Origin of the sequence: Streptococcus parasanguinis (genome assembly GCF_047463195.1) — a bacterium.
Classification (GTDB): domain Bacteria; phylum Bacillota; class Bacilli; order Lactobacillales; family Streptococcaceae; genus Streptococcus; species Streptococcus parasanguinis_R.
Genome location: NZ_JASHEI010000004.1, coordinates 148,600 through 169,806, shown reverse-complemented (window position 1 = coordinate 169,806; position 21,207 = coordinate 148,600). Strand labels below are relative to the sequence as shown.

Here is a 21,207-nt window from a genome sequence, read left to right as displayed (position 1 = left end):
CAGATCAAGCAAGTCAAAACCACCCGCGAAAACAGGTGGCTTCCTCTTGGGCTGAAGGTTGCTACTGATGGCCAAGGGATCTTATGAATATAAGCCCTTCTCCACACTTTCCTGAATTAACTCTTCCGTCAGTTTCCACAACTCTTTGGATTCACTTTTTATGAACTTTTTCTTTTCTAATACCATCTCTGAACGGATATGATCGGGATTATAATCGACTTCTGACACTTCCAAGTGATTGATCAGTGGTACCAATGCGTCAATCACTCTTGCATATCTTGCCTCAGGACTCTGCTCTTTTTCAAACTCCAACCACGAATTTTTCATACTCACATATGTTACTTCTGGAAGAAGGCTCATTGTTTTTTCTATAGATGCTAGCTCTCTATCATGAGCATGAAGCTTTTTTTCATCATCAAACACCCAAGTATCTCCGGCATAAATCTCACCTAAATCATGGATCAGTAACATAGAAATCACCTTTTCCATATTCAATTTTTCAGGATAATAATCTTGCAGAACCATCGCAGCTATCGCACCCTGCCAAGAATGCTCGGCACTATTTTCAAACCGTCCATCAAGAGTTCTATTAAACCTTGTTACTGACTTCAATTTCTCTATTTCTTTAATAAATTCAACTGTCTGATTCAAATCACTCATGGCGACTCCAACCTCCCTATTCGAAATTACGACTATCATACCAAAAATCAGGTTTTCCATAAATGAATTCCCGTATTTGCAAAAGAAAAGGAAAATAATTCAGATTGGATACAAAATCATCTTAGAAACTTTCCGTTGTGAGAAAAGTGCCTGAAACAATAACGTTTCAGGCACTCGGAATTATTGAGACCTTAGGCTCAATAATTAGTCATGGAACTTCTTAGAAGTTCGCTGACGTCCGTACTCACCTAAGGAAAGTTTTTAATATGACTTTGTCTTAAATCTGAAACTACTGCTTAGCTTCTATTTTTCACCCAACAAAAGCCCAAATAATGGCAATCAGCACTGCTGGAAGGAGATTGGCGACCTTGATCCGTTTACCCCAGATGAGATTGATCCCTACACAGAGAATGAGGCTGGAGCCAACTAGTGACAGATTCGAAAGGGCTTGTGGAGTCATGATCGGTGCGATCAAATGAGCCAACAGCGTGATCAAACCTTGAAGGATCACGAGTGGTACCACCGCAAAGATTGCGCCCTTTCCTTTTGAAACGGTCAAGACTAGAACGATAACCATATCGAGAATAGCCTTGGCCAACAAGGTTGAGGTGTCACCCGTCAGGCCATCCTGGACAGCTCCGACCACCGCCATAGCCCCGATACAAATGGTCAAGGCCGTGGTCATAAAGGCATCGACAAAGCTGGTATCGCCTTGGTTGCCCGTCTTTTCCTTTAGCCAGGTTCCCAGTCGCTCAAAGCCCTCCTCAATCTTCAAGAGTTCCCCGATAACGGTCCCGATCACTAGACTCAGAATCAACATCATACTGCCGTGACTTTCCACATGACTTCCATGCACCACCAGCATCTTTTCCAAGGTCCCTGCGATGCCCAAGACAAATACAGCAACTCCCGTCACTTTCAGAAGGGTCTCATGAAAATCTTCTGACAAACGTTGACCGATGAGCAATCCTAAAAGCCCACCAAATACGACCCCTAAGGCATTATAGAAGGTCCCTAAACCGATCATTTACAAACTCCTTCGTTCATTTTCATTCTTTTTCAATTTCTTTCAAAGACCAGTGGCCCGTCTCTTCATACTGGTCAATCAAGTCCTTGGCTGTTTGCGTAATCTCCTCTGGATAATGCAGGCTTTCTAGCGTATTGACCGCATTCTTGGTCACGGCTGACCCTGGCTTGATCTGGTAGTCAAAGACGATCTTGCCATCCACATAGCGACTGTCAAAATGGTAATTATCATTGACTTCACCGGAGGCTGCGACCAGCTCAATATCATGGCTGGAAATCATGTAGAGACAGTTTTGGGCAGCTAACCAGCGGACAATCCCAAGGCCTGATCCGATCCGCTCGATGGTATTGGTCCCCTTAAAGAGCTCGTCAATAAAGAAATAGTGAAAACCAGGCTTTTTCAGATGCTGAATCATACGTAAAATAGCTTTACTTTCGGTGATGAAGTAACTATCTCCAACTTCAATGTCATCGCTCACATCCATAGCCGTTAGCACATGACCATAGGGAAGGGCTAATTTTTCTCCATAGGCAAAGCCTAACCCTTGAGCCAGAATGGCATTGATGGCGACAGTTTTCAGGTAGGTCGATTTCCCGGAGGCATTGTCCCCACTGATGACCATATTTTTCTGAAAATGCACATCATTCGCAATCGGATTGGACAGCAAAGGATGATAGAGCGTCTCGCCCTCAATGCCACCCGTCTCTGTAAAGACTGGCTGGCAGACCACTTCTAGATCCCGCTTATGGCGCAAGAGACTAATGGCGACTTCCATCTCTCCAAGGAGATCCAGAAGCTTCTGGGCCTCTTTTTGATGAGCTTTCACCTGATTGTAAATATAAACCTGAGCGATCTGCGGGAGTAAAAAGAGGACATTGAGGTAGAGGAGAATAATTTCCATTTCCGAAGTCCCCGTTGGACTCTGCAAGACACTGGCAAGGATCCGCGTTTTCTTAAAGGGTTTGACTGCCTGCTTGAGTTCTTCTTGTTGTGGCAAGGCTAGATGGCTCAAGCGTTCTGCCGAAGCAAAGATGCGGACCAGATAGCTAACATTGTCCAGACGGATTTTATTGGACCAATTGCGCAAACTCGAAAAGACAATATTAAAGACCACACTGATCACCAAGAGGGTAATGGCCCCGACTGGCTCAAAGGGGATGGCAAAGAGACAGACAATAGGAAGACAGGCCAAGACTAGATAGATGGGCAAACCTGCATAATGCTTGCCGGGATTTGCGACAATGCTTCGCGCCATGTTGTGGTTCTTCTTGCCCAGTTGGTTGAAAATGACCTGGACCTTGAGGCGCAAATCCGGATGCTCTTCAAAGAAGGCTTCTAAGTCATGAAGCTGGTCCTGAGGTTGGAATTCCAGCAGGCGCATTTTTTGATAGAGAGCCTCTGCTCCAAGGCTCGATTGGGTATAGTTGAGCTGATCAAAGACCGCATCCAAAGCCAAATCATGCCAGGTCTGATCATCCACTTGGCTGTCGATCGTCTGTCCCTTAGCCGGATAAGCCAGACTGTCTATCAAACTTTCTTCTGTATCTTTCTTGCGAAAGAAAGGAGCTCCATCCCAAGCCTTCTTCAGCTTTTGCTTGAGGCGGATGGCCGAAAGAAATTTGGTTGCCCAAATCACCACGATCAATCCTAGGATCCCAAGCGGGATCCAGTTCACATTTCCTTCCATGCTCTATTCCTTTCCACTCTGAGGCCAGTCCAAGTGAACATGTTCCTTCATTTCTCGGTAAGCCGTGTCCACTCTCTCCTTGGTCTCCTCATCCAGCTTGTCGCGGTATTTGCCACCCTGGATAAAATCTTCCAAAATATAGGTCTGGTACTTGTACAACTCATAACCTTCAGGAGAATAGGTGCCCTTCAGAGTCCGACTGACCCAGGTTGGATGAGCAGTAGCTGTCTTGATCTTTGTCTTGCGGCCAACCTTTTCAATGGTCACATCCATCAAGACCCCTCGCTCTGTCCATTGAGCAGTCTCCACATCTCCCATGGTTTCCAGACGCTGATTGGACAGGAAATTCCCCATTGAGTAGATGATAAGCTTGTTTTGACCATCTTTATTGACCACTTCAGCAGGCTCTACAACATGGGGATGCCCGCCAAAGACAATATCAGCCCCCCAAGAAACCATCTTGTGGTAGAGCTCTTTTTGCTCTTCTGTCGGCTCCAACTGGTACTCGATTCCCATCTGGGGCATGACAATGGTGATATCGGCCTCTTGCTCTGCCTTTTGGATCTCCGCCTTCATCCGCTCTTCATCCAAATCAGACAAGACATCTGCTTGCTCCTCTGGAGTGAGGGTCGTTTCCATCCCATTAAAGCCGTAAGCATAGGCTAGAATAGCAATCTTGATGCCATTCACTTCCTTGATCACCAAGGGAGCTTGTCCTCTCTTTTCATGCGTGTAGACACCGACAGGTGTGATGCCTGCATCTTCAAAGGCCTTGGCTGTCGAATAGACCCCTTCTAGACCGGAATCCAAGATATGGTTGTGTCCCAAATCCATGACATCATAACCAGCATCCTTGATGGCTGGTACGACTTCGCTCGGCGCATTAAAGAGAGGATAACCTGACAAATAATAATTCGGGTTAATGGTTCCCTCAAAATCGCCCAAGGCCAGATCCGCTTTTTGTAGCCAGGGTTTGACATACTCATAATTTTCATGAAAATCATAGGTCCCATCTTCTTTTTGTGCACTCATATAGACCAGATCATGATAGAGCTGATCTCCATTGGCCATGATCCGAGCTGTATGAGGAATCTGATCAGCCGGTGTCTTGGCCTTGTACACAACCTCTGGCCGTTCGGTTGCGGTGATCGGAAAGCCTTGGAACTTTTGCACCCACAAGATGGCATTGGCCACGATAAAAACGACTGACAAGAGCACATAGACAAACTGTTCATTGGTCAGCTGAATCTTTGAAAAGAGACGATCAAAAGCCCAATCAAAGGCCGCCGATAGCTCTTTCCCCATCGTTTTGATGGTCCCTTTCACACTCTCCAACTTCTCTAACATTCCTACCTCTTCTTCGTACCTAGTTTCTCCAATGATCCGCCAACAAATTGAGCTGTCATTGAAATACTTTCTCTTCATTGTATCACAATTTTTAAGAAGAGAAAAAAGAGAGCAGGACAGAAGCGCTATTGTTTAGAAACGCTTCATCGTCCTGCTCCTGCACAGTTGATGGATTCATGTAAATGATCGATCATCACTTCTTATCGTTTGATTTGGACAAGCTGATTGCAACCATGACAAGACTTAGGAAAAAGGCCGAAAGTAACCCTTTTGTCGTCCAATTCATAAAAGGTTGATGGAATATAAAATGATTATAGGCAGTAAATCCTAATCCAATCAGAGTTACCATAGCTGAAAGCGTAAAAATCATTCGCCACAAATTTCTATTTTTCATCATAAACTCCGTTTTTCGATCTGCGAGAAAGACCTACTTATTCCAAAGCATTTAACAAATATCCATAACCTTCTTGCTCCATTTCCTCTTTTGGAATAAAGCGCAAAGAGGCCGAATTGATACAATAGCGAAGACCTCCTTGGTCTTTTGGTCCATCTGTGAAGACATGGCCTAGATGGGCATTGCCTGAGCGGGAACGAACTTCGATCCGCTCCATACCGTGGCTTTGATCTTGGTAATAGTGGATAACATCTTTGGCAATGGGACGAGAGAAACTTGGCCATCCACAGCCAGAAGCAAACTTATCCTTGGCAAAGAAGAGAGGCTCCCCAGTCGTAATGTCCACATAGATCCCCTCTTCAAAGGTCTGATCATAGGCATTGTGGAAAGGACGTTCCGTCGCGCTTTCTTGAGTGACTTGGTACTGCTCTGCTGTCAGTTTCGCCTTTAGGATTTCTTGATCTGGCTTCTGATAAGCTGCTGGATCAATCAAGGGCTGCTCAGCATCCGTCACATCGATATGGCAATAGCCTCCAGGATTCTTCTTGAGGTAGTCTTGGTGGTAGTCCTCAGCTAGGATGTAGTGGCGCAAAGGTTCTAGCTCAACCGCTATTTTGCGGCCCAGTTGCTTCTCTTCTTCCGCAAACACTTGGGCAATCACCTCACGATCTGCCTCGTCTGTATAATAGACACCGGTTCGATATTGGCGTCCTCGATCATTTCCCTGCTTGTTAACGGACAAGGGATCGATCACCCGGAAATAGTAGAGCAGAATCGCCCGTAGGGTGATTTTATCTGGATCGTAGATGACTTGTACAGTCTCTGCGTGATCCGTTTCCTTGATCAGTTGGTAGTTGGTCGTTTCTACCTGGCCATTGGCATAGCCCACCGTCGTCTGTTCTACACCAGGGATCCGTGAAAAATATTCCTCTAAGCCCCAAAAACAGCCACCTGCTAAATAAATCTCTGCCATCTTTTTTCCTCGCTTCCTGCATTCCCTACAAGGAACGCTTCTTACTATTAGCTCCATCATAATCCAAGAGCCTCAGATTTTCAAGGATTCTGCATCAAAAATCCCTTCTACTATATGTAAAAGGGATTCAATCCTTCTTATTTTTCAAATAAAAAAAAGAGCGAGTAATAAAAATTCCAAAACGATAGGGTTAACTGATGTAGAAAATCATGAAGGACTACCATGACCAACACCTCCTCTGAATATCTGTGGACAAGCACCAGGCTAGTATCAACTACAACACCACCGTCGGTCCGTAGACCTGTAACTGAGGTTTCACAACCTCGTAATGCCAGTGATCATAAGCTCGCCAAGCTTGAAAGGCCTCTTCGTTCAAAGCTAGCCCACCCAGACCAATCAATAAACTGGCGGTCTGATAAAACTTTTCTAACTCAATCAACAGACGATTGTCAACCCGCCTAGCCTTTCGTAAACCTTTCAACATCTGATCTAGATTCTCTCGAAACCGAAGGGCATCTGGACTGGGGGTGAATCCTTTAGAAAAGGCTGTTTGAAGAAGGGTGATCGTCGTTCTTGCCTCTTGAATCACATCCCTTTCTTCCATATAAATCACCTTCCTTTTCACCTCCATTGTACACCTTTTTCTCTCTATAAAAATGGAAAATCCCTAAAACTAGGAACAGAATGATTTCTCTTGACGAGAAACCATAAAAAACTTCCCCAAGTTTCCACTTGAGGAAGTTCTTTTCGAAAGATTAGTCAATGTAGTGCAATTTCCCACGGAAGTCTTCTAGACTTTGGTAGCCTTTTTCTTCCATGATGGCTTTGAGCTCCGCAGTGATGCGTTCAAAAGCTCCTACTCCTTCTTTATGGAGTGTCGTTCCGATTTGCACCATACTAGCCCCACAAAGGATATGTTCAAAGGCATCGCGACCAGTCAAGACACCCCCTGTCCCCACAATCTGAATTTCTGGATTCAGACGTTGGTAAAAAGCATGGACATTGGCAAGAGCCGTTGGTTTGATGTATTCTCCACCAATCCCACCAAAGCCGTTCTTAGGACGAATCACCACGGATTCATCCTCAATGTAGAGGCCATTTCCGATCGAATTGACGCAATTGACAAACTTGAGCGGGTATTTGTTAAAGATCGCTGCTGCTTGATCAAAATGAACGATATCAAAATAAGGTGGCAACTTGATCCCTAGAGGTTTGGTGAAATAAGCAAAAACCTCAGACAAGATCCGGTCAGTCGTATCAAAATCATAGGCAATCTGAGGTTTCCCAGGGACATTGGGACAGGATAAGTTCAACTCTGTCAAGCCTTTAAAATCACTGTCTTGCACCTTTTTCAAGATGGTATGAGTTTCTTCAGGAGACATGCCGACGAGAGATAAGAAGAAGGTCCGGTCAGGATCCGTTTCTTGCAACTCCAATAAGTAATTCAAATAATAGTCCAACCCTTGGTTAGGTAGCCCCATCGAATTGATCGAACCAAGCGGCACATCTTGGTAGCGTGGCTCTGGATTACCAGCACGGAATTCTAAGGTCGCTGTCTTGGTCACAAAGGTTCCCGCAGCTGAGTTCTTCACTTCTTCTAATTCCTCAGTGGTCATACAGGCTACACCTGCCGCATTCATCAAGCAGTTGTCAAATTCAAAACCAGCAATTTGCGTCTTTGTCGATACCATCTTGTACTCCTTTTTTGAAACACCACCAACAGAATCGTTCGGGATGCTCTATATTTTCTTCTTTCATTATACCATCACTTGGAAGCTTCCGGACAATCAAAGCTAAAAATTCTTCCAAACATTCGGACTTTCCTAGTCACGATAAAATTTTCAGAAAATTCAACTTTTTTCTTTACAAGCCAAAAAAAGTCTGCTATAATGATCCATGTAATAAAACGTGACATTGTTTGTCAACTGTCTCAAAGCCAATCCCCTAGCGGGTTTGCTGGTTTTCGTTTCATTCACAAAGGAGAATTAACATGACAACTGCTAAAGAATATATCCAAAGTACCTTCGAAACTGTAAAAGCTCGTAACGGCCATGAAGCTGAATTCCTTCAAGCTGTTGAAGAGTTCCTCAGCACTTTGGAGCCTGTATTTGAAAAACATCCAGAATACATTGAAGAAAACATCTTGGCCCGTATCACTGAGCCAGAACGCGTGATTTCCTTCCGTGTTCCTTGGGTTGACCGTGAAGGAAACATCCAAGTAAACCGTGGATACCGTGTTCAATTCAACTCTGCTGTAGGTCCTTACAAAGGTGGTCTTCGTTTCCATCCAACTGTTAACCAAGGGATCTTGAAATTCCTCGGATTCGAACAAATCTTCAAAAACGTCTTGACTGGTCTTCCTATCGGCGGTGGTAAAGGTGGATCTGACTTCGATCCTAAAGGAAAAACTGACGCTGAAGTGATGCGTTTCTGCCAAAGCTTCATGACTGAATTGCAAAAGCACATCGGTCCTTCTCTTGATGTCCCAGCTGGTGATATCGGGGTTGGTGGACGTGAAATCGGATACCTTTACGGTCAATACAAACGCCTTCGCCAATTTGATGCTGGTGTCTTGACTGGTAAACCTCTTGGTTTTGGTGGTAGCTTGATCCGTCCAGAAGCAACTGGTTATGGTTTGGTTTACTACACTGAAGAAATGCTCAAAGCTAACGGCGACAGCTTTACTGGTAAGAAAGTCGTGATCTCAGGTTCTGGTAACGTTGCCCAATACGCTCTTCAAAAAGCAACTGAACTTGGTGCAACTGTTATCTCTGTATCTGATTCAAACGGTTACGTGATCGACGAGAGCGGTATTGACTTCGACCTTCTTACAGACGTGAAAGAAAAACGTCGTGCTCGTTTGACTGAATACGCTGCTGAAAAACCAACTGCTACATACTACGAAGGTTCTGTATGGACTTACGCTGGTAACTATGACATCGCTCTTCCATGTGCAACTCAAAATGAAATCGATGGCGATGCTGCTAAACGTTTGGTCGCTCAAGGTGTGAAAGTTGTCTCTGAAGGAGCAAACATGCCAAGTAACATCGATGCCATCAACGTATACAAAGAAAATGGTATCCTTTACGGACCTGCTAAAGCAGCCAATGCTGGTGGGGTTGCTGTATCTGCTCTTGAAATGAGCCAAAACAGCCAACGTCTTTCATGGACACGCGAAGAAGTGGACGGACGTTTGAAAGACATCATGACCAACATCTTCAACACTGCTAAAACAACTGCAGAAACTTACGGACTTGGTAAAGATTACCTTGCAGGTGCCAACATCGCTGCCTTTGAAAATGTCGCAAACGCGATGATTGCACAAGGTCTTGTATAATCAATCGATATTTTTCTTTGAGACCTTCGGGTCAAAGCCTCTCAACTCCTGAAACCAGTGTTTTTCAGGAGTTTTTTGTAGCTACTGATCTCTTTAAGGACAATTGGTCCCAAGGGAGGAAAATCATTTTTAAAGAAAGGAATCTTAACCATCATTAGTGGTGAGAGATTTGAGCCATCTCTTTTTCTGTATCTTTTTCTAAAAAAATTTTATTTTTTTTACTTTATCCCCTTGCATTTTTAATAAATTAGTATTAAACTATAGCAAAAGGAGGTGTGCTTATGTTTCTTTTAGCTCAAGAAAAATCAGATACGATCAAATTCCTTAAGTCTGAATTGGTCCAATTACTCTCCAATATGCGACAAGAAATCGCATCTAGCCGTCAATCACAGACCGGCGCAGCTTGCCATCATATTGAATATTGCATGGACAAGATCCAGAGGGCAAAAAGTTCCGTAGCCATTGCCCTCCCGATCGAATCCTTAAATCTCGAAATCACGACTATGTTGCGCCAGCAACTCATCGTCTTGCCACCAGAAGCTCGAAAAAATTGGGACCAGATTAAAAAGCTGGATTTCAAATACTGCCACTTAAAATAGACTAAAAAAGAGAGTGGGACAGAAATCGGTAATTCGTTAGAATTCGATTTCGTCGTCCCACCTCCGCACAGTTGAGTAGTGCTGTAAAAGCTGATGAAATCAGCGTAGTAGAGCCCACTCAACCACTGCGTCTTGATCGACAATCCAAAAATAATTGAGAGGCTAGGACTTTTGTCCCAGCCTCTTTTTTGTGTTAAAAAATATAAAAAATTGGTTCATAAATTAATTTATTCGATAAAAAACTTCATTTTCACTCGATGGAGCAACTTGACCAGCTATTATCCGGTCTCTGTTAATATCAGAATTAACATAAGGTAGGGAAGTCCCTGCTGGATAGAACGAAATAGCGTAGCCTGATGTGCCTGCACTTACATTATATGACGTTATGCCATTATGTTGACCTGAACTAATAACAGTTCCACCATTAACTAATCCATTCTCATCAAAAACAATCCTTAATCCGTTGGCATTCTCCCAAGTGCCTACAACTCCTGAAAAATTACCTGTTGATGAAGATTGTTGAGATGATGAACCTAAAGTTTGACTTGATGTACTTGAAACTGAAGATTCCTGTTGTGAAGATTGCGAAGATGAATTTAATAAAGATGAAGATTCCGAAATTGAAGTTCCATCTTCTTTTGACGATGCAGTACTTGGTTTGTTTGAATGGGAATTTTTATTTCGAAATGAATTTCGATTACTCACTTTTGACTCTGTAATATTATTTTCCTCACCATGTTTTTTTAAAGTAGAAAATAAAATAAGTGAACAACAAATTGTAATAAAAATAACAGATAAAAAGATGTACGGCCATTTTTTTGAAGAAGTTTTTAACTTTGTCACATAAATTTTTTCTTTAGAACGATATATTTCTACCTTATCTTTTACTTTAGGCTTAAAATCTAGTTCGCTTAATGGAATTTTCAATGTCTCATCTGAATTTAACAAAATGTACGCATGAGTCTTTGTAACACTAATTATTTTATTATACATAACCCCTCCTAATTTTCATACATTAGTGCTACCATAGATGGAAGTGTTTTCGAACTATTGAAAACCGTTGTATATGATTGTCTTCCAGCTGATAATCCGTAAAGTGTTATCTGATCACCCTCTGCAATAACCCTATCATAATGAGAATCTGATATTACAACTAATACAATTTTATCATAGTCGTCATTAATTGAGACACGTAGAAGATGTGAGCCGTCTTCTTCTAATTCTTGTAATACTTTACCCTTAATTTTTATTTTGGTTCCATTTTCAATTTCATCATGATTCCATGCATCATAATCTACATCAGTATAATGTGACTTATCATCATCTACATCGATTTCCGAAAGTTTATCTACATCATTTTCTTCTTCACTAGCTGAGGCTGTTTCTTCATAGTCGCTTGTTTTTATTTGACTACTTGATTCGGTGGTAACCTTTCTCATAGGAAAAACATCTTTATCAGAAACAATAATCAAAGCAATGATAAGTGTTGCAATGAATGATAACAAAGAAAAAATTAGATATACCATCGTTGCATTTCTATCTTTCAATTTCTTTCTAAATAATGTAATTAATAGATAGAATAGATTTAAGACACTAAACACTATGGCAACTAGGAAAAATAGGTTAAACAAATCTTCAAAATAGATTTTTCCATGTTGTACAACTGAGAATGTAAAAAATATTATAGCAATTAAAAAAACAAGAAAAATTAAAGAAATATTAATCTTAGTAATCAGTAAAGTATTGTTAAATCTAACTCCTGTATGTGACTTTCTTCTTTTAGAATTCTGAGCCAACGTAATAATGTCATCAAAAATCAGTACCTGTGCATTTATATATGGTTCAAAATTCAAATTCTCTATTGGAAACTCTTTGGCTGTTCCATTCTCAAAACCAATTACTATATTTTTGTCTGTAATTTTAATTATAATTCCATTCATCATAAATCCCCCTAGATTAAATGTAAATATTAAACTAAAAATTTATACTCACTGGATAGCTTCCAGATTATTACCAATTAGTTATAATTATATCATACATTTTCATATTAAATTAGCTCAATACTAAAATTTACTAACCCCAAAAATATTCAGTTAAATAAGGATTTTCTACACAAAAAAGCTCAGAAACTTTTCTGAGCTTTTCTTATTACATGATCCCGTTCTTTCCTGTCGGTAGGTTAATCCCTGCTTCCATCAAGGCATCATGGTAGAGTTTATAGTAGGTATGATAGACAGTCGTCTGGGTGCCATTTTGAGCAGTCATCGCAATGCGGAAGGAATAACGACCATTTTTTTCGATCTGTGGGCCTAAAATCGTAGGACCTGTCAACACTTCTGGGTGTTTGTCTTGTTCAGACTGATTGACCTGTGTAATCACCTGATAGATCTTGTCGAGATCGGTATTTGCATCTAGCGGAATATCGATTAGCACGCGCATATCGCCACGTGAGAGATTGCTGACGACGGTGATATTGCGATTCGGGACAAAGTGGAGAGTCCCATCAAAATCCCGCACCTGGGTCGTCCGAATCCCGACACTACTGACGATTCCGGCAATATTAATAGACCCATTCGTGAGACGAACATTGTCTCCCACATCCAGCTGGCGTTCTAAAAGGATAAAGAAACCATTGACCAAATCGGAAAGAAAGCCCTGGGCTCCCATCCCAATAGCCACCCCAGCAATCCCAGCACCAGCCAAGAGACTAGAGACTGGAAGGCCCAGAATCGACAAAATCCAGTAGATCAAGATGAAATACAAACAATAGTTTAAGAGACTCTCAACCAAACGGAGAATCGTATTTTTACGGGCTTCATCCTGCACCGTATACTTAAAGGATGGTGTTAATATCCGCTTAACCAGGCTATGGATGACCTTTTTCGCGATAAAAAATAAAAGAAAGACAAAAATCAGAGAGATACATTTTGATATCAGATCATCAAAAATCTTCGTCCAGTCTATTTTACTGAAATAACGTTGGAAAGCTTGACTCATTTATTCGGGCCTTTCTATCAAAGAATAGTATGATTATATCAAATATTCGGAAATAAGGCTATTTTTTGAAAATTTCATTGCTTTCCCCCCCTAACTATCGTATAATATTCCTTAATTATTTTTTAAGGAGGTCTTACATGATTCATCGATTGATTACCACTTGGAATAAAACCAACCTTATGAAAAGGATCGCAATCGGGATTGTACTTGGTGTCATCCTAGCCCTTCTCTTCCCGAAAGCAACTGGCATTGGACTCTTAGGAGAGTTCTTTGTTGGGGGGCTCCGTGCGATCGCACCTCTTTTGGTCTTTGCACTCGTCGCAAACGCCCTCTCCCAACACCAAAAAGGGACAGAGACTAATATGAAAAAAGTCATCGTCCTCTATCTCCTAGGAACCTTTGCTGCTGCCTTCGTTGCTGTTTTGGTCAATTACATCTTCCCGATCACCATTACCCTGACTGGAAAGGCCGCTGAAGGATCCTCTCCAAACGGGATTGGCGAAGTGATTAGTAACCTCTTGCTCAAGATCGTCGACAACCCGGTCAACGCCTTGCAGCAAGCCAACTACATTGGAATCCTTTCTTGGGCTACTGTCTTTGGGATCGCCATGAGAGAGGCGAGTGAACATAGTAAAGACCTCCTCCAAACTCTAGCAGACATCACTTCAAAAATCGTTGAGTGGATTATCAACCTAGCTCCATTTGGGATCTTAGGCTTGGTCTTCACGACCATCGCTGGCCAAGGACTCAGTGCCCTTAGCAACTACGGGATTCTCTTACTTGTTTTGGTTGGTACCATGGCTTTTGTAGCCCTGGTCATCAATCCATTGATCGTCTTTTTCATGATCCGCAAGAATCCCTATCCCCTTGTTTTTAAATGCCTCCGTGTCAGCGGGGTAACAGCCTTCTTCACCAGAAGTTCTGCAGCCAATATCCCTGTCAATATGCGTCTCTGTGAAGAGTTGGGGCTGAATCCAGACACCTATTCTGTCTCCATTCCACTTGGTTCAACTGTAAACATGGCAGGTGCAGCCGTGACGATCAATATTTTGACGCTCGCTGCTGCCAATACCTTGCACATTCAGGTTGACTTTGGAACGGCGCTCATCCTGAGTGTCGTAGCGGCTATCTCTGCTTGCGGAGCATCTGGAGTTGCGGGAGGATCTCTCCTTCTCATTCCTGTTGCTTGTAGCCTCTTTGGCATCACCAATGATTTGGCCATGCAAGTCGTCAGCGTCGGCTTTATCATCGGGGTCATCCAAGACTCTTGCGAAACAGCCCTCAACTCTTCGACAGATGTGCTCTTCACCGCCATCGCCGAAATGAGTAGCTGGCCAAAAGAAAAACGCTATTAAATGTTCCTATCTCACATAGACAAGAAAACCCAGACCTCGCGATCTGGGTTTTCTTATTTCTTAAAGTATTGTTTGCTTTCTTTGATGATGACAGGTGAGAGAGCTAAAAGGGCAATTAGGTTAGGCAAAGCCATCAGCCCATTCACAATATCCGCGATCACCCAGACCAGATCCAGCTTAAGGAAGCCTCCTAGTCCAACCATAAAAACAAAGAAGGTCCGATAGAGGTTGATATGCTTGACGCCAAAAAGGAATTCGAAACACCGCTCTCCGTAATAAGACCATCCAAGAATGGTCGTGGTCGCAAAAAGTACCAAGCATAGGGTCAGAATGATGCCTCCGACTGGGCCAAAGACACCTGTAAACGTATCCTGAGTCAAGGTACTAGTGCTGCCCTTAGCCATCCACTCACCTGAAACCAAGAGCGAAAGTCCTGTCAAACTACAGATGATAATGGTATCAATAAAGGTTCCTGTCATGGAGATCAACCCTTGCTCGACGGGCTCATTGGTCTTCGCTGCGGCTGCTGCAATGGGTGCAGATCCGAGACCAGATTCATTGGAGAAAACCCCACGCGCCACCCCTTTTTGGATAGCCATTTTGACCGTTGCTCCTGCGAAACCTCCCATGGCTGCAGTCCCTGTAAAAGCACCCGAAAAGACCGATTTCAAGGCTGGAAGCAATTGGTCCAGATGCAAGACAATGATCGTGACAGTCGCAAAGATATAGGCAGTAGCCATAAAAGGAACCACTTTTTCAGAGACTTTGGAAATCCAGTGAATCCCACCAAAGATGATGGTCGAAACCACTAGCGCAATCACTACACTAGCCACTTCTGGAGCTGTGCCAAAACTTGCTTGAAGAGATCCCGTAATGGAATTAACCTGGGTCATGGTTCCGATCCCAAAGAGGGCTACCAACACTCCTGCAACCGCAAAGAAAATAGCCAGTGGTCGCCACTTCTCTCCCATCCCGTGAAGAATGTAGTACATGGGACCACCTGAGATATGACCGTTGTCATCCTTGGTCCGATAACGAATGGCTAAGAGCCCTTCAGCATACTTGGTCGCCATTCCAAAGAAGGCTGCCATCCACATCCAAAAGAGGGCACCTGGGCCACCCGTCTGAATCGCTGTAGCCACCCCTACAATATTCCCTGTCCCTACAGTAGCTGCTAGAGCTGTCGCAAGGGCTCCGAAGCTCGAGATATCCCCGTGTCCCTCATCTTCTGTAAAGATCAGGCGAAAAGCTTTTGGAAGGTAGCGTATCTGAAGCAAACCCAAGCGAAGGGTCAGGTAGATCCCTGTTCCTACTAAGAGCACCAACAACGGGGCGCCCCACACTAGATTATCGAGTTGTTGAAAAAACTGCAATACATGATCCATTTTCTGTCTCCTTTTTCATCGACCGCTCGACAGAAAAGAGAAAAAGAAAGAGCACATGTCAAACATGTACTCTGGTCCTGCTTAAAATAGGGGACTTTCCCTATCTTTCGCTCTGTCCTTTTACCTGAGAGTTTGAGTAGATGCATCCTCTACCTTGCCCCTTCGGTGCCATTTCTGGTCTCTCCAGAGTTCCGTCCATTCACAGTCACTCGCGCTCCTGCAAACTTCATTCGGTCGTATGTAATTTTCTCTATTTTATTTGATTTTCAAAAGTTTGTCAATCGTTTCTGAAATCATCTTGCAAGCAACCTGAAAATTTACGCTTTTTAATCACTCAAGGAGAAGTGATTGGTCATGAGGTTGCTAGCATCGAGCAAAATCTTGTCCAAGAGTTGATCTGTCGCTTCCTGGATTTGATCACTCATAGCTTGGTTTTCTGCCTCAAAATCAACGGTTTCAGCTGCTGCAAGTGCACGATCGACTTTATTGATGCGCGCATGTCCCCAGGCCATTGTCATTTCTTGGTAATCGTCCAAATCACCAACATGGTGAGCATAGTGAGGATCTGCCAGTCCCGCAATAATCCGGTTGGCCCAGTAGAAGGAATCCGTTGTTACCTTAGCCGTCGTATTGGCAAAGTAGTCTGGCGTTGTATCCACTTGGGCAAAGAAAGGAACAGCTGTATTGTAAGGCATGGAGCCATAAGAAATCCATTGGATGCCTGTCGTTTCTTGTGGTTTATTGGGACGCAATTGTAGAATCGCTGTTTGACTGGTCCGGTTGATCCCGATCGTCCGGAAAGTTCGCTGACTCACCTGATCTCCTTCAGGGCCATAAGGATCGTAGATAGTGTCTTGGTAGTGGTTGCTCAAGACATATTTGACATCTTCAATCGTCACCTTGCGATAGGGTTTTTGACACCAAAGAATCTCAAAACTCCGTGGATCCTGCTCGATTTCAGGATTGAGGAAACGCTGGATGGCCCAAGCCCGCGGTGTATTGTAGTGGCGGTCCTTGTCTTTTTGGCTACCAAAGGCATAGCGTGGATTAAAACCTTTCCCTTCTTGATCCAGAATCAAATGGTGCTCTGTGACAAAATGTTCAAGATCCGGGTCACAAAGAAACTCATCTGGATTGCCAAATTCAAAATAATCACTTCCCAGTTGGTTCGGATTAGTCACATAGGCATCATCTGGAACACGGCGCGCCATCCAGTGGTGACCTCCGATGGTTTCCAACCACCAGATTTCATGGACATCTGAAATGGCAATCCCGTTAGACTCATAGGTTCCATACTCTTCCAAAATCTTTCCGAGACGCAAGACCCCTTCTCGGGCGGTCTTGACATAAGGCAAGACCAAGGTCAGCATGTCTTCCTCACCGATGCCACTCTCTACAAGTGGATCGGCCCCTAGCACACGGCTATTGGTCGTAATGGTCTCTGTCTCACTCATAGCTACATTGTAGACATTGATCCCAGCTTCTCCCCAGATCCCGTCTTTCGGAATCGCATCTGGAACCGCTGTATAGCGAACTGGAGTATCTGGTAAGTCGATTTCAAAAGTTGATAAAACAGACTTGTAATGACGCGGTTGATCTTCTGGTTTGACCACGATCAATTTCTTGGGCGTAAAAACGCCATTTTGAGAATCCTCTGTTCGAGCTACAATGGTCGAACCATCATAGCTAGCATTTTTTCCGACTAGAATCGTTGTACACGAATCTGCACTTTCACGTTTACGCATGCGTATCCTCCCAAATCATTCATTGCCTCTATTATAGCACTTTTAAAAGGGAGGACCTACTGAAAATCAGATTTAAAAGCGAATCCTTTTCAACAACTTTCAAATATTTTCATTATGTAAGATTTTAAAAAAACTAGCTGTTTATCAGCTAGTTTCAGATTGAAGAAAAAGTTATCTTAGAAACTTTCCTTAGGTGAGCACGGACGTCAGCGAACTTCAAAGAAGTTCCATGACTAATTATTGAGCCTAAGGTCTCAATAATTCCGAGTGCCTGCAACTGTATTGTTTCAGGCACTTTTCTCACGGCGGAAAGTTTCAGTATTTTCTTAATTCATTCTAAGAATTGGAACATATTTATATTTCTTTGCAGAATTACTTAACTTATCCTTTAAACGTGACAATGGTTGCGCCACTTCCACCTGCATTTTGGGGGGCATATTCAAAACTTTTGACGTGTTTGTTGCGGCGGAGGTACTTGGTCACCCCTTCACGGATAACTCCCGTCCCGATCCCGTGGATGATATCGACTTGGGCCATGTTGTTGAGCAGAGCCTGATCGATAAAGCCATCTAGCTCTTGCATGGCCTCTTCATAGCGTTTTCCACGGAGGTCCAGACGCGCTCTCGGCCCACTCGTGTTCGAACGTTTGACGACATTCACCTGGCGTTTCTTAGGTTGAGCCGCTTCTTTTTCAGCCTTGATGAGGTTGAATTCTTTTTCTTCCAAGGTCATCTTGATCAAGCCGACTTGCGCCTCCCAGCGACCATCTTTGAGTTGCTTGACCAGGGTTCCGCGTTGGCCATAGCTGATAACCAAGATTTCATCTCCTACCTTAGGAGCACGCGCCTTTTTGGCTTTTTTCAAGACCTTGTTTTTAGAAAGGTCGACGGTTTCAGGCGCTAGTTTTTTCAACTGAGCCTTGGCCTCAATGATCTCATGTGGTTTTAACTGGGATTTAGCGTGAAGCCCTTGAAGGATACGGTCACTCTCTGAGAGGGCCATGTCCACAATTTCCTTGGCCTCTTCTCTCGCCTTATTGAGCTCTGTTTCTCTCTCTCGGGTCAGTTCGTTATAGAGTTTTCGAAGAGCGCGATTGAATTTGAGATTTTCTTGTTCGACCTCTTGAATGGTATCCAAGCGCTTGCGACTTTCTAAGGTCTGCGCCTCTAATTTTTCAATAATCTGATTGACATCATTATCCGTATTGGTCATCTTCATGGCATCCTGGATAATGGTCTCAGACAAGCCCAAACGGCGGGCAATTTCAAAGGCATTGGAGCGACCAGGAACTCCTTGCATGAAGCGATAGGTTGGACGCAGACTCGCTGTGTCAAATTCCATACTGGCATTTTGCACTCCTGCAGTCTCAATTCCGTAGGCCTTGAGCTCTGGATAGTGGGTTGTCGCCATGGTCTTAATCCCGCGTAAACGCAGGTCTTCTAGGATAGCAATCGCAAGGCCCGCCCCCTCTTGAGGATCGGTTCCAGCCCCCAACTCATCCAGAAGGATCAAGGAGGCGGTATCCACTTGATTCAAGATAGATACGATATTGGTCATATGACTGGAGAAGGTCGACAAGCTCTGCTCGATCGATTGTTCATCTCCAATATCTGCAAAGACCTGTGAGAAGATGCCCACACGACTACCTTGATCCGCTAGGATGGGAAGACCAGACTGGGCCATAATTTGCGCTAGTCCCAGCGTTTTTAGCATGATGGTTTTACCACCTGTATTGGGACCGGTAATCACAATTTCTGTCAAGTCCTCAGTAAAATGCAGGTCATTCGCGACGGCATTTTCAATCAAGGGATGACGTAGTTGCAAGAGCTGAATAGAGCGATTGCTGCTAACCTCTGGTACCACTGCCTTACAATCGCGCATAAAGCGATACTTGGCCTTGATCAAGTCCAAATGACCGATAATCCAAGCGTTGTTAGCAATCTCTGCTGCGTGAGGGCGCAGGGTGTCAGACAATTCCTCCAGAATCTGAATGATTTCATACCGTTCATCTGCTCGATGGTTGGCAATTTCTTCATTAAGATTGACGACTGCTCGAGGCTCGATATAAACAGTATTCCCGCTGGCTGAGATATCGTGGACCACCCCTGCAATCCGGTTGCGATAGGTATTTTTTACGGGTAGAACATTGCGGCCATTCCGACTAGCAATCACAGCATCCGCCAACATATCGGCCTTGCTTTTCAGCAGATCTTGTAGAATCTCTCTGACCTGGTGTTCATTTTCCTGGATTCGACGACGAATTTTGGCCAATTTTTCGCTGGCAAAAGACTCGACAAAACCTCCTTCGTTGATAGCTTGAAGCCCACCTTGTAGGCGTGGTAAATCCACCAAGTTGTCAAAGAGGCGATTGAGCCTTTCCAGACGGACATTTTCCAAGTTGTCGTAGAAATCCTTAAGCTCATGTGTCACCCGAAGAACAGCTTTTAGCGCTAGTAATTCATCGATATTGAGGGATGCCTCCATCTCCAAACGCTTGGCCACTGGACGGACATCTTGAATGGTCGACACGGCAAAGCGAGGCTCTTCCAAGAGGATCTGTTCCATATCTTCTAGCTCCATAAAGGCCGTTTCGATGCTTTCTTTTTTATCAGTTGGAGTAAGGGCTGCTAGCTCCATCTCCCCTTGTTCTGTCTGTAGATAGGGTTCAAAGAGTTGCTTGACCTTGTCAAACTCCAGAATATCTAAGATTTTTTTGTTCATATTTCTCCTACAAAAAAAGTGAGCGTCCTTCTTTAAATCGGACTTGTCTCACTCCTTTCTTCATTTTTGCTCCTTAAGCTCCGATAATCGCAGTCACCCACAAGTTGTGGAACAGACTGGAACTGATCGGGGTATGAAGGATGATAAAGCGGATCAATCCACTTGCATTGAGTCTATTTTGGATGGAAGCCATGGGAACCGTTGAGAGGACAGTCAAGCCCATTTGAATGACCAAAAGAGTTATCACGACGGCGATCACCCCCGCTCCAATTTGATACTTGCGATCCTCCAGTTTTTCTGGCTGGGGTACCAAGTGCATAAAGATCCCGATCACACGACCAATCAGGTAGATCATCGCAAAAATCAACACATAAGCTAAACCTGCATAAAAGATGTCATCTAATTGAAATAGGTAGCGGTTGGCATAAAAATAATTCACCGATTGCTGGGTGGGACTCGAAAAAGGAACCCATAGAGACAACACCTTGGCCAGTCCCTTGTAGCTGCCACCTGCAATCAAGAGGGCCACTAAGGTCACTAGAAAATAATAGGACTGGAGGATAATCCCTCTTGCATAGCCAATATAAAAGCTCCATGCCAAAATCAATAAGATTAAGAAAGTTAACATGTATCTCCTCTTATTTGGATGATTTATCCTTTAAGTCGTCTAAAGCCTTGCGACGAAAATCATCTAATTCTTTTTCTTTGTCGTCAAACTCGATCTCGCGATTTAGTTGCATGGACAAACTATTTACTGCCAATAGGATCGCGATGGTTTCATCATCTGCCTCTGGCATTTGTTCCTTAATTGCTTGGTATTTTTCTTTCGCAACACGTTCGACTTCTTCCATAAACAAATTATCATGGTTGGTTGTTAAAGTGAGCGCTTTGTTTCCAAATGTAAATTTATATCTATTTAAGCTCGCCATAAAAATCACCTCACGGTATTATATCAAAAATGGCTAGCTTTGTCAGTAGCA

At 43.5% G+C, this 21,207-nt stretch carries 18 protein-coding genes and 1 riboswitch; of the genes, 3 read left to right on the top strand and 15 right to left on the bottom strand.

Annotation, left to right across the window (positions count from 1 at the left end; translation table 11 throughout):
* Positions 1-81: 81 nt before the first annotated feature.
* The 7 genes from QM870_RS05060 to QM870_RS05030 all read right to left on the bottom strand — a co-directional run bounded on the left by QM870_RS05060 (position 82) and on the right by QM870_RS05030 (position 7,779).
* Positions 82-660, bottom strand: a complete 579-nt coding sequence (locus QM870_RS05060; RefSeq protein ID WP_023919112.1) for an HD domain-containing protein — start codon at positions 658-660, stop codon at positions 82-84.
* A gap of 310 nt (positions 661-970) precedes the next feature.
* Complete coding sequence (locus tag QM870_RS05055) at positions 971-1,687, bottom strand: DUF554 domain-containing protein (protein WP_070675372.1); 717 nt, start codon at positions 1,685-1,687, stop codon at positions 971-973.
* 22 nt (positions 1,688-1,709) lie between these two features.
* Positions 1,710-3,374: a MutS-related protein gene (locus tag QM870_RS05050; RefSeq protein ID WP_155124638.1), complete on the bottom strand. Its 1,665-nt coding sequence runs from the start codon at positions 3,372-3,374 to the stop codon at positions 1,710-1,712.
* Positions 3,375-3,377: 3 nt separating this feature from the next.
* Positions 3,378-4,721, bottom strand: coding sequence for a CapA family protein (locus QM870_RS05045; protein ID WP_155167305.1), 1,344 nt, complete (start codon positions 4,719-4,721; stop codon positions 3,378-3,380).
* A gap of 431 nt (positions 4,722-5,152) precedes the next feature.
* Positions 5,153-6,088, bottom strand: coding sequence for a peptide-methionine (R)-S-oxide reductase MsrB (msrB, locus tag QM870_RS05040; RefSeq protein ID WP_414368869.1), 936 nt, complete (start codon positions 6,086-6,088; stop codon positions 5,153-5,155).
* 274 nt (positions 6,089-6,362) lie between these two features.
* Entirely contained in the window at positions 6,363-6,719 is a 357-nt protein-coding gene (locus QM870_RS05035; protein ID WP_367998127.1) for a helicase BlpT, read from the bottom strand.
* 124 nt (positions 6,720-6,843) lie between these two features.
* Entirely contained in the window at positions 6,844-7,779 is a 936-nt protein-coding gene (locus QM870_RS05030; RefSeq protein WP_049474144.1) for a dihydroorotate oxidase, read from the bottom strand.
* A 299-nt stretch (positions 7,780-8,078) separates the two neighbouring features.
* On the opposite strand from QM870_RS05030, the gene gdhA reads away from it, so the two are divergent.
* Together gdhA and QM870_RS05020 are read left to right on the top strand one after the other, a co-directional pair.
* On the top strand, positions 8,079-9,425 hold the full coding sequence (gene gdhA / locus QM870_RS05025; RefSeq protein WP_049485485.1) for an NADP-specific glutamate dehydrogenase: 1,347 nt from the start codon (positions 8,079-8,081) through the stop codon (positions 9,423-9,425).
* Between the two features lie 281 nt (positions 9,426-9,706).
* On the top strand, positions 9,707-10,024 hold the full coding sequence (locus tag QM870_RS05020; protein ID WP_070659438.1) for a hypothetical protein: 318 nt from the start codon (positions 9,707-9,709) through the stop codon (positions 10,022-10,024).
* Between the two features lie 222 nt (positions 10,025-10,246).
* On the opposite strand, the gene QM870_RS05015 is transcribed toward QM870_RS05020, so the two are convergent.
* The 3 genes from QM870_RS05015 to QM870_RS05005 form a co-directional block, all read right to left on the bottom strand.
* A complete protein-coding gene (locus QM870_RS05015; protein WP_195189349.1) occupies positions 10,247-11,017 on the bottom strand; it encodes a hypothetical protein in 771 nt (256 codons plus the stop codon).
* A gap of 8 nt (positions 11,018-11,025) precedes the next feature.
* Positions 11,026-11,967 carry a hypothetical protein gene (locus QM870_RS05010; RefSeq protein WP_195189348.1) on the bottom strand — a complete coding sequence of 314 codons (942 nt, stop codon included), beginning with the start codon at positions 11,965-11,967 and terminating at the stop codon, positions 11,026-11,028.
* Positions 11,968-12,172: 205 nt separating this feature from the next.
* On the bottom strand, positions 12,173-13,021 hold the full coding sequence (locus QM870_RS05005; protein ID WP_195189347.1) for a mechanosensitive ion channel family protein: 849 nt from the start codon (positions 13,019-13,021) through the stop codon (positions 12,173-12,175).
* 137 nt (positions 13,022-13,158) lie between these two features.
* On the opposite strand from QM870_RS05005, the gene sstT reads away from it, so the two are divergent.
* The gene (sstT, locus tag QM870_RS05000) at positions 13,159-14,376 is read left to right on the top strand and encodes a serine/threonine transporter SstT (RefSeq protein ID WP_195189346.1); all 1,218 of its coding nucleotides are present in this window, start codon (positions 13,159-13,161) and stop codon (positions 14,374-14,376) included.
* Between the two features lie 53 nt (positions 14,377-14,429).
* Here sstT and QM870_RS04995 read toward each other — a convergent pair whose 3' ends face one another.
* The 5 genes from QM870_RS04995 to QM870_RS04975 all read right to left on the bottom strand — a co-directional run bounded on the left by QM870_RS04995 (position 14,430) and on the right by QM870_RS04975 (position 21,156).
* On the bottom strand, positions 14,430-15,761 hold the full coding sequence (locus tag QM870_RS04995; RefSeq protein ID WP_195189345.1) for an alanine/glycine:cation symporter family protein: 1,332 nt from the start codon (positions 15,759-15,761) through the stop codon (positions 14,430-14,432).
* Between the two features lie 102 nt (positions 15,762-15,863).
* Positions 15,864-15,958: riboswitch (glycine riboswitch) on the bottom strand.
* 129 nt (positions 15,959-16,087) lie between these two features.
* A complete protein-coding gene (locus QM870_RS04990) occupies positions 16,088-17,506 on the bottom strand; it encodes a C69 family dipeptidase (RefSeq protein ID WP_195189344.1) in 1,419 nt (472 codons plus the stop codon).
* Between the two features lie 381 nt (positions 17,507-17,887).
* Positions 17,888-20,227 carry an endonuclease MutS2 gene (locus QM870_RS04985; protein ID WP_414368864.1) on the bottom strand — a complete coding sequence of 780 codons (2,340 nt, stop codon included), beginning with the start codon at positions 20,225-20,227 and terminating at the stop codon, positions 17,888-17,890.
* Positions 20,228-20,300: 73 nt separating this feature from the next.
* A complete protein-coding gene (locus QM870_RS04980; RefSeq protein ID WP_021153876.1) occupies positions 20,301-20,855 on the bottom strand; it encodes a CvpA family protein in 555 nt (184 codons plus the stop codon).
* A 10-nt stretch (positions 20,856-20,865) separates the two neighbouring features.
* Entirely contained in the window at positions 20,866-21,156 is a 291-nt protein-coding gene (locus QM870_RS04975; RefSeq protein WP_003005477.1) for a hypothetical protein, read from the bottom strand.
* Between the last annotated feature and the right edge of the window lie 51 nt (positions 21,157-21,207).

Bases quoted from the DNA above. Each gene is read 5' to 3' on its own strand.
- QM870_RS05045 (WP_155167305.1), bottom strand. From the start codon at position 4,721: ATGTTAGAGAAGTTGGAGAGTGTGAAAGGGACCATCAAAACGATGGGG.
- QM870_RS05060 (WP_023919112.1), bottom strand. From the start codon at position 660: ATGAGTGATTTGAATCAGACAGTTGAATTTATTAAAGAAATAGAGAAA.
- gdhA (WP_049485485.1), top strand. From the start codon at position 8,079: ATGACAACTGCTAAAGAATATATCCAAAGTACCTTCGAAACTGTAAAA.
- QM870_RS05050 (WP_155124638.1), bottom strand. From the start codon at position 3,374: ATGGAAGGAAATGTGAACTGGATCCCGCTTGGGATCCTAGGATTGATC.
- QM870_RS04980 (WP_021153876.1), bottom strand. From the start codon at position 20,855: ATGTTAACTTTCTTAATCTTATTGATTTTGGCATGGAGCTTTTATATT.
- QM870_RS05015 (WP_195189349.1), bottom strand. From the start codon at position 11,017: ATGTATAATAAAATAATTAGTGTTACAAAGACTCATGCGTACATTTTG.
- QM870_RS05055 (WP_070675372.1), bottom strand. From the start codon at position 1,687: ATGATCGGTTTAGGGACCTTCTATAATGCCTTAGGGGTCGTATTTGGT.
- QM870_RS05030 (WP_049474144.1), bottom strand. From the start codon at position 7,779: ATGGTATCGACAAAGACGCAAATTGCTGGTTTTGAATTTGACAACTGC.
- QM870_RS05020 (WP_070659438.1), top strand. From the start codon at position 9,707: ATGTTTCTTTTAGCTCAAGAAAAATCAGATACGATCAAATTCCTTAAG.
- sstT (WP_195189346.1), top strand. From the start codon at position 13,159: ATGATTCATCGATTGATTACCACTTGGAATAAAACCAACCTTATGAAA.
- QM870_RS04990 (WP_195189344.1), bottom strand. From the start codon at position 17,506: ATGCGTAAACGTGAAAGTGCAGATTCGTGTACAACGATTCTAGTCGGA.
- QM870_RS05005 (WP_195189347.1), bottom strand. From the start codon at position 13,021: ATGAGTCAAGCTTTCCAACGTTATTTCAGTAAAATAGACTGGACGAAG.
- QM870_RS04985 (WP_414368864.1), bottom strand. From the start codon at position 20,227: ATGAACAAAAAAATCTTAGATATTCTGGAGTTTGACAAGGTCAAGCAA.
- msrB (WP_414368869.1), bottom strand. From the start codon at position 6,088: ATGGCAGAGATTTATTTAGCAGGTGGCTGTTTTTGGGGCTTAGAGGAA.
- QM870_RS04975 (WP_003005477.1), bottom strand. From the start codon at position 21,156: ATGGCGAGCTTAAATAGATATAAATTTACATTTGGAAACAAAGCGCTC.
- QM870_RS05035 (WP_367998127.1), bottom strand. From the start codon at position 6,719: ATGGAGGTGAAAAGGAAGGTGATTTATATGGAAGAAAGGGATGTGATT.
- QM870_RS05010 (WP_195189348.1), bottom strand. From the start codon at position 11,967: ATGATGAATGGAATTATAATTAAAATTACAGACAAAAATATAGTAATT.
- QM870_RS04995 (WP_195189345.1), bottom strand. From the start codon at position 15,761: ATGGATCATGTATTGCAGTTTTTTCAACAACTCGATAATCTAGTGTGG.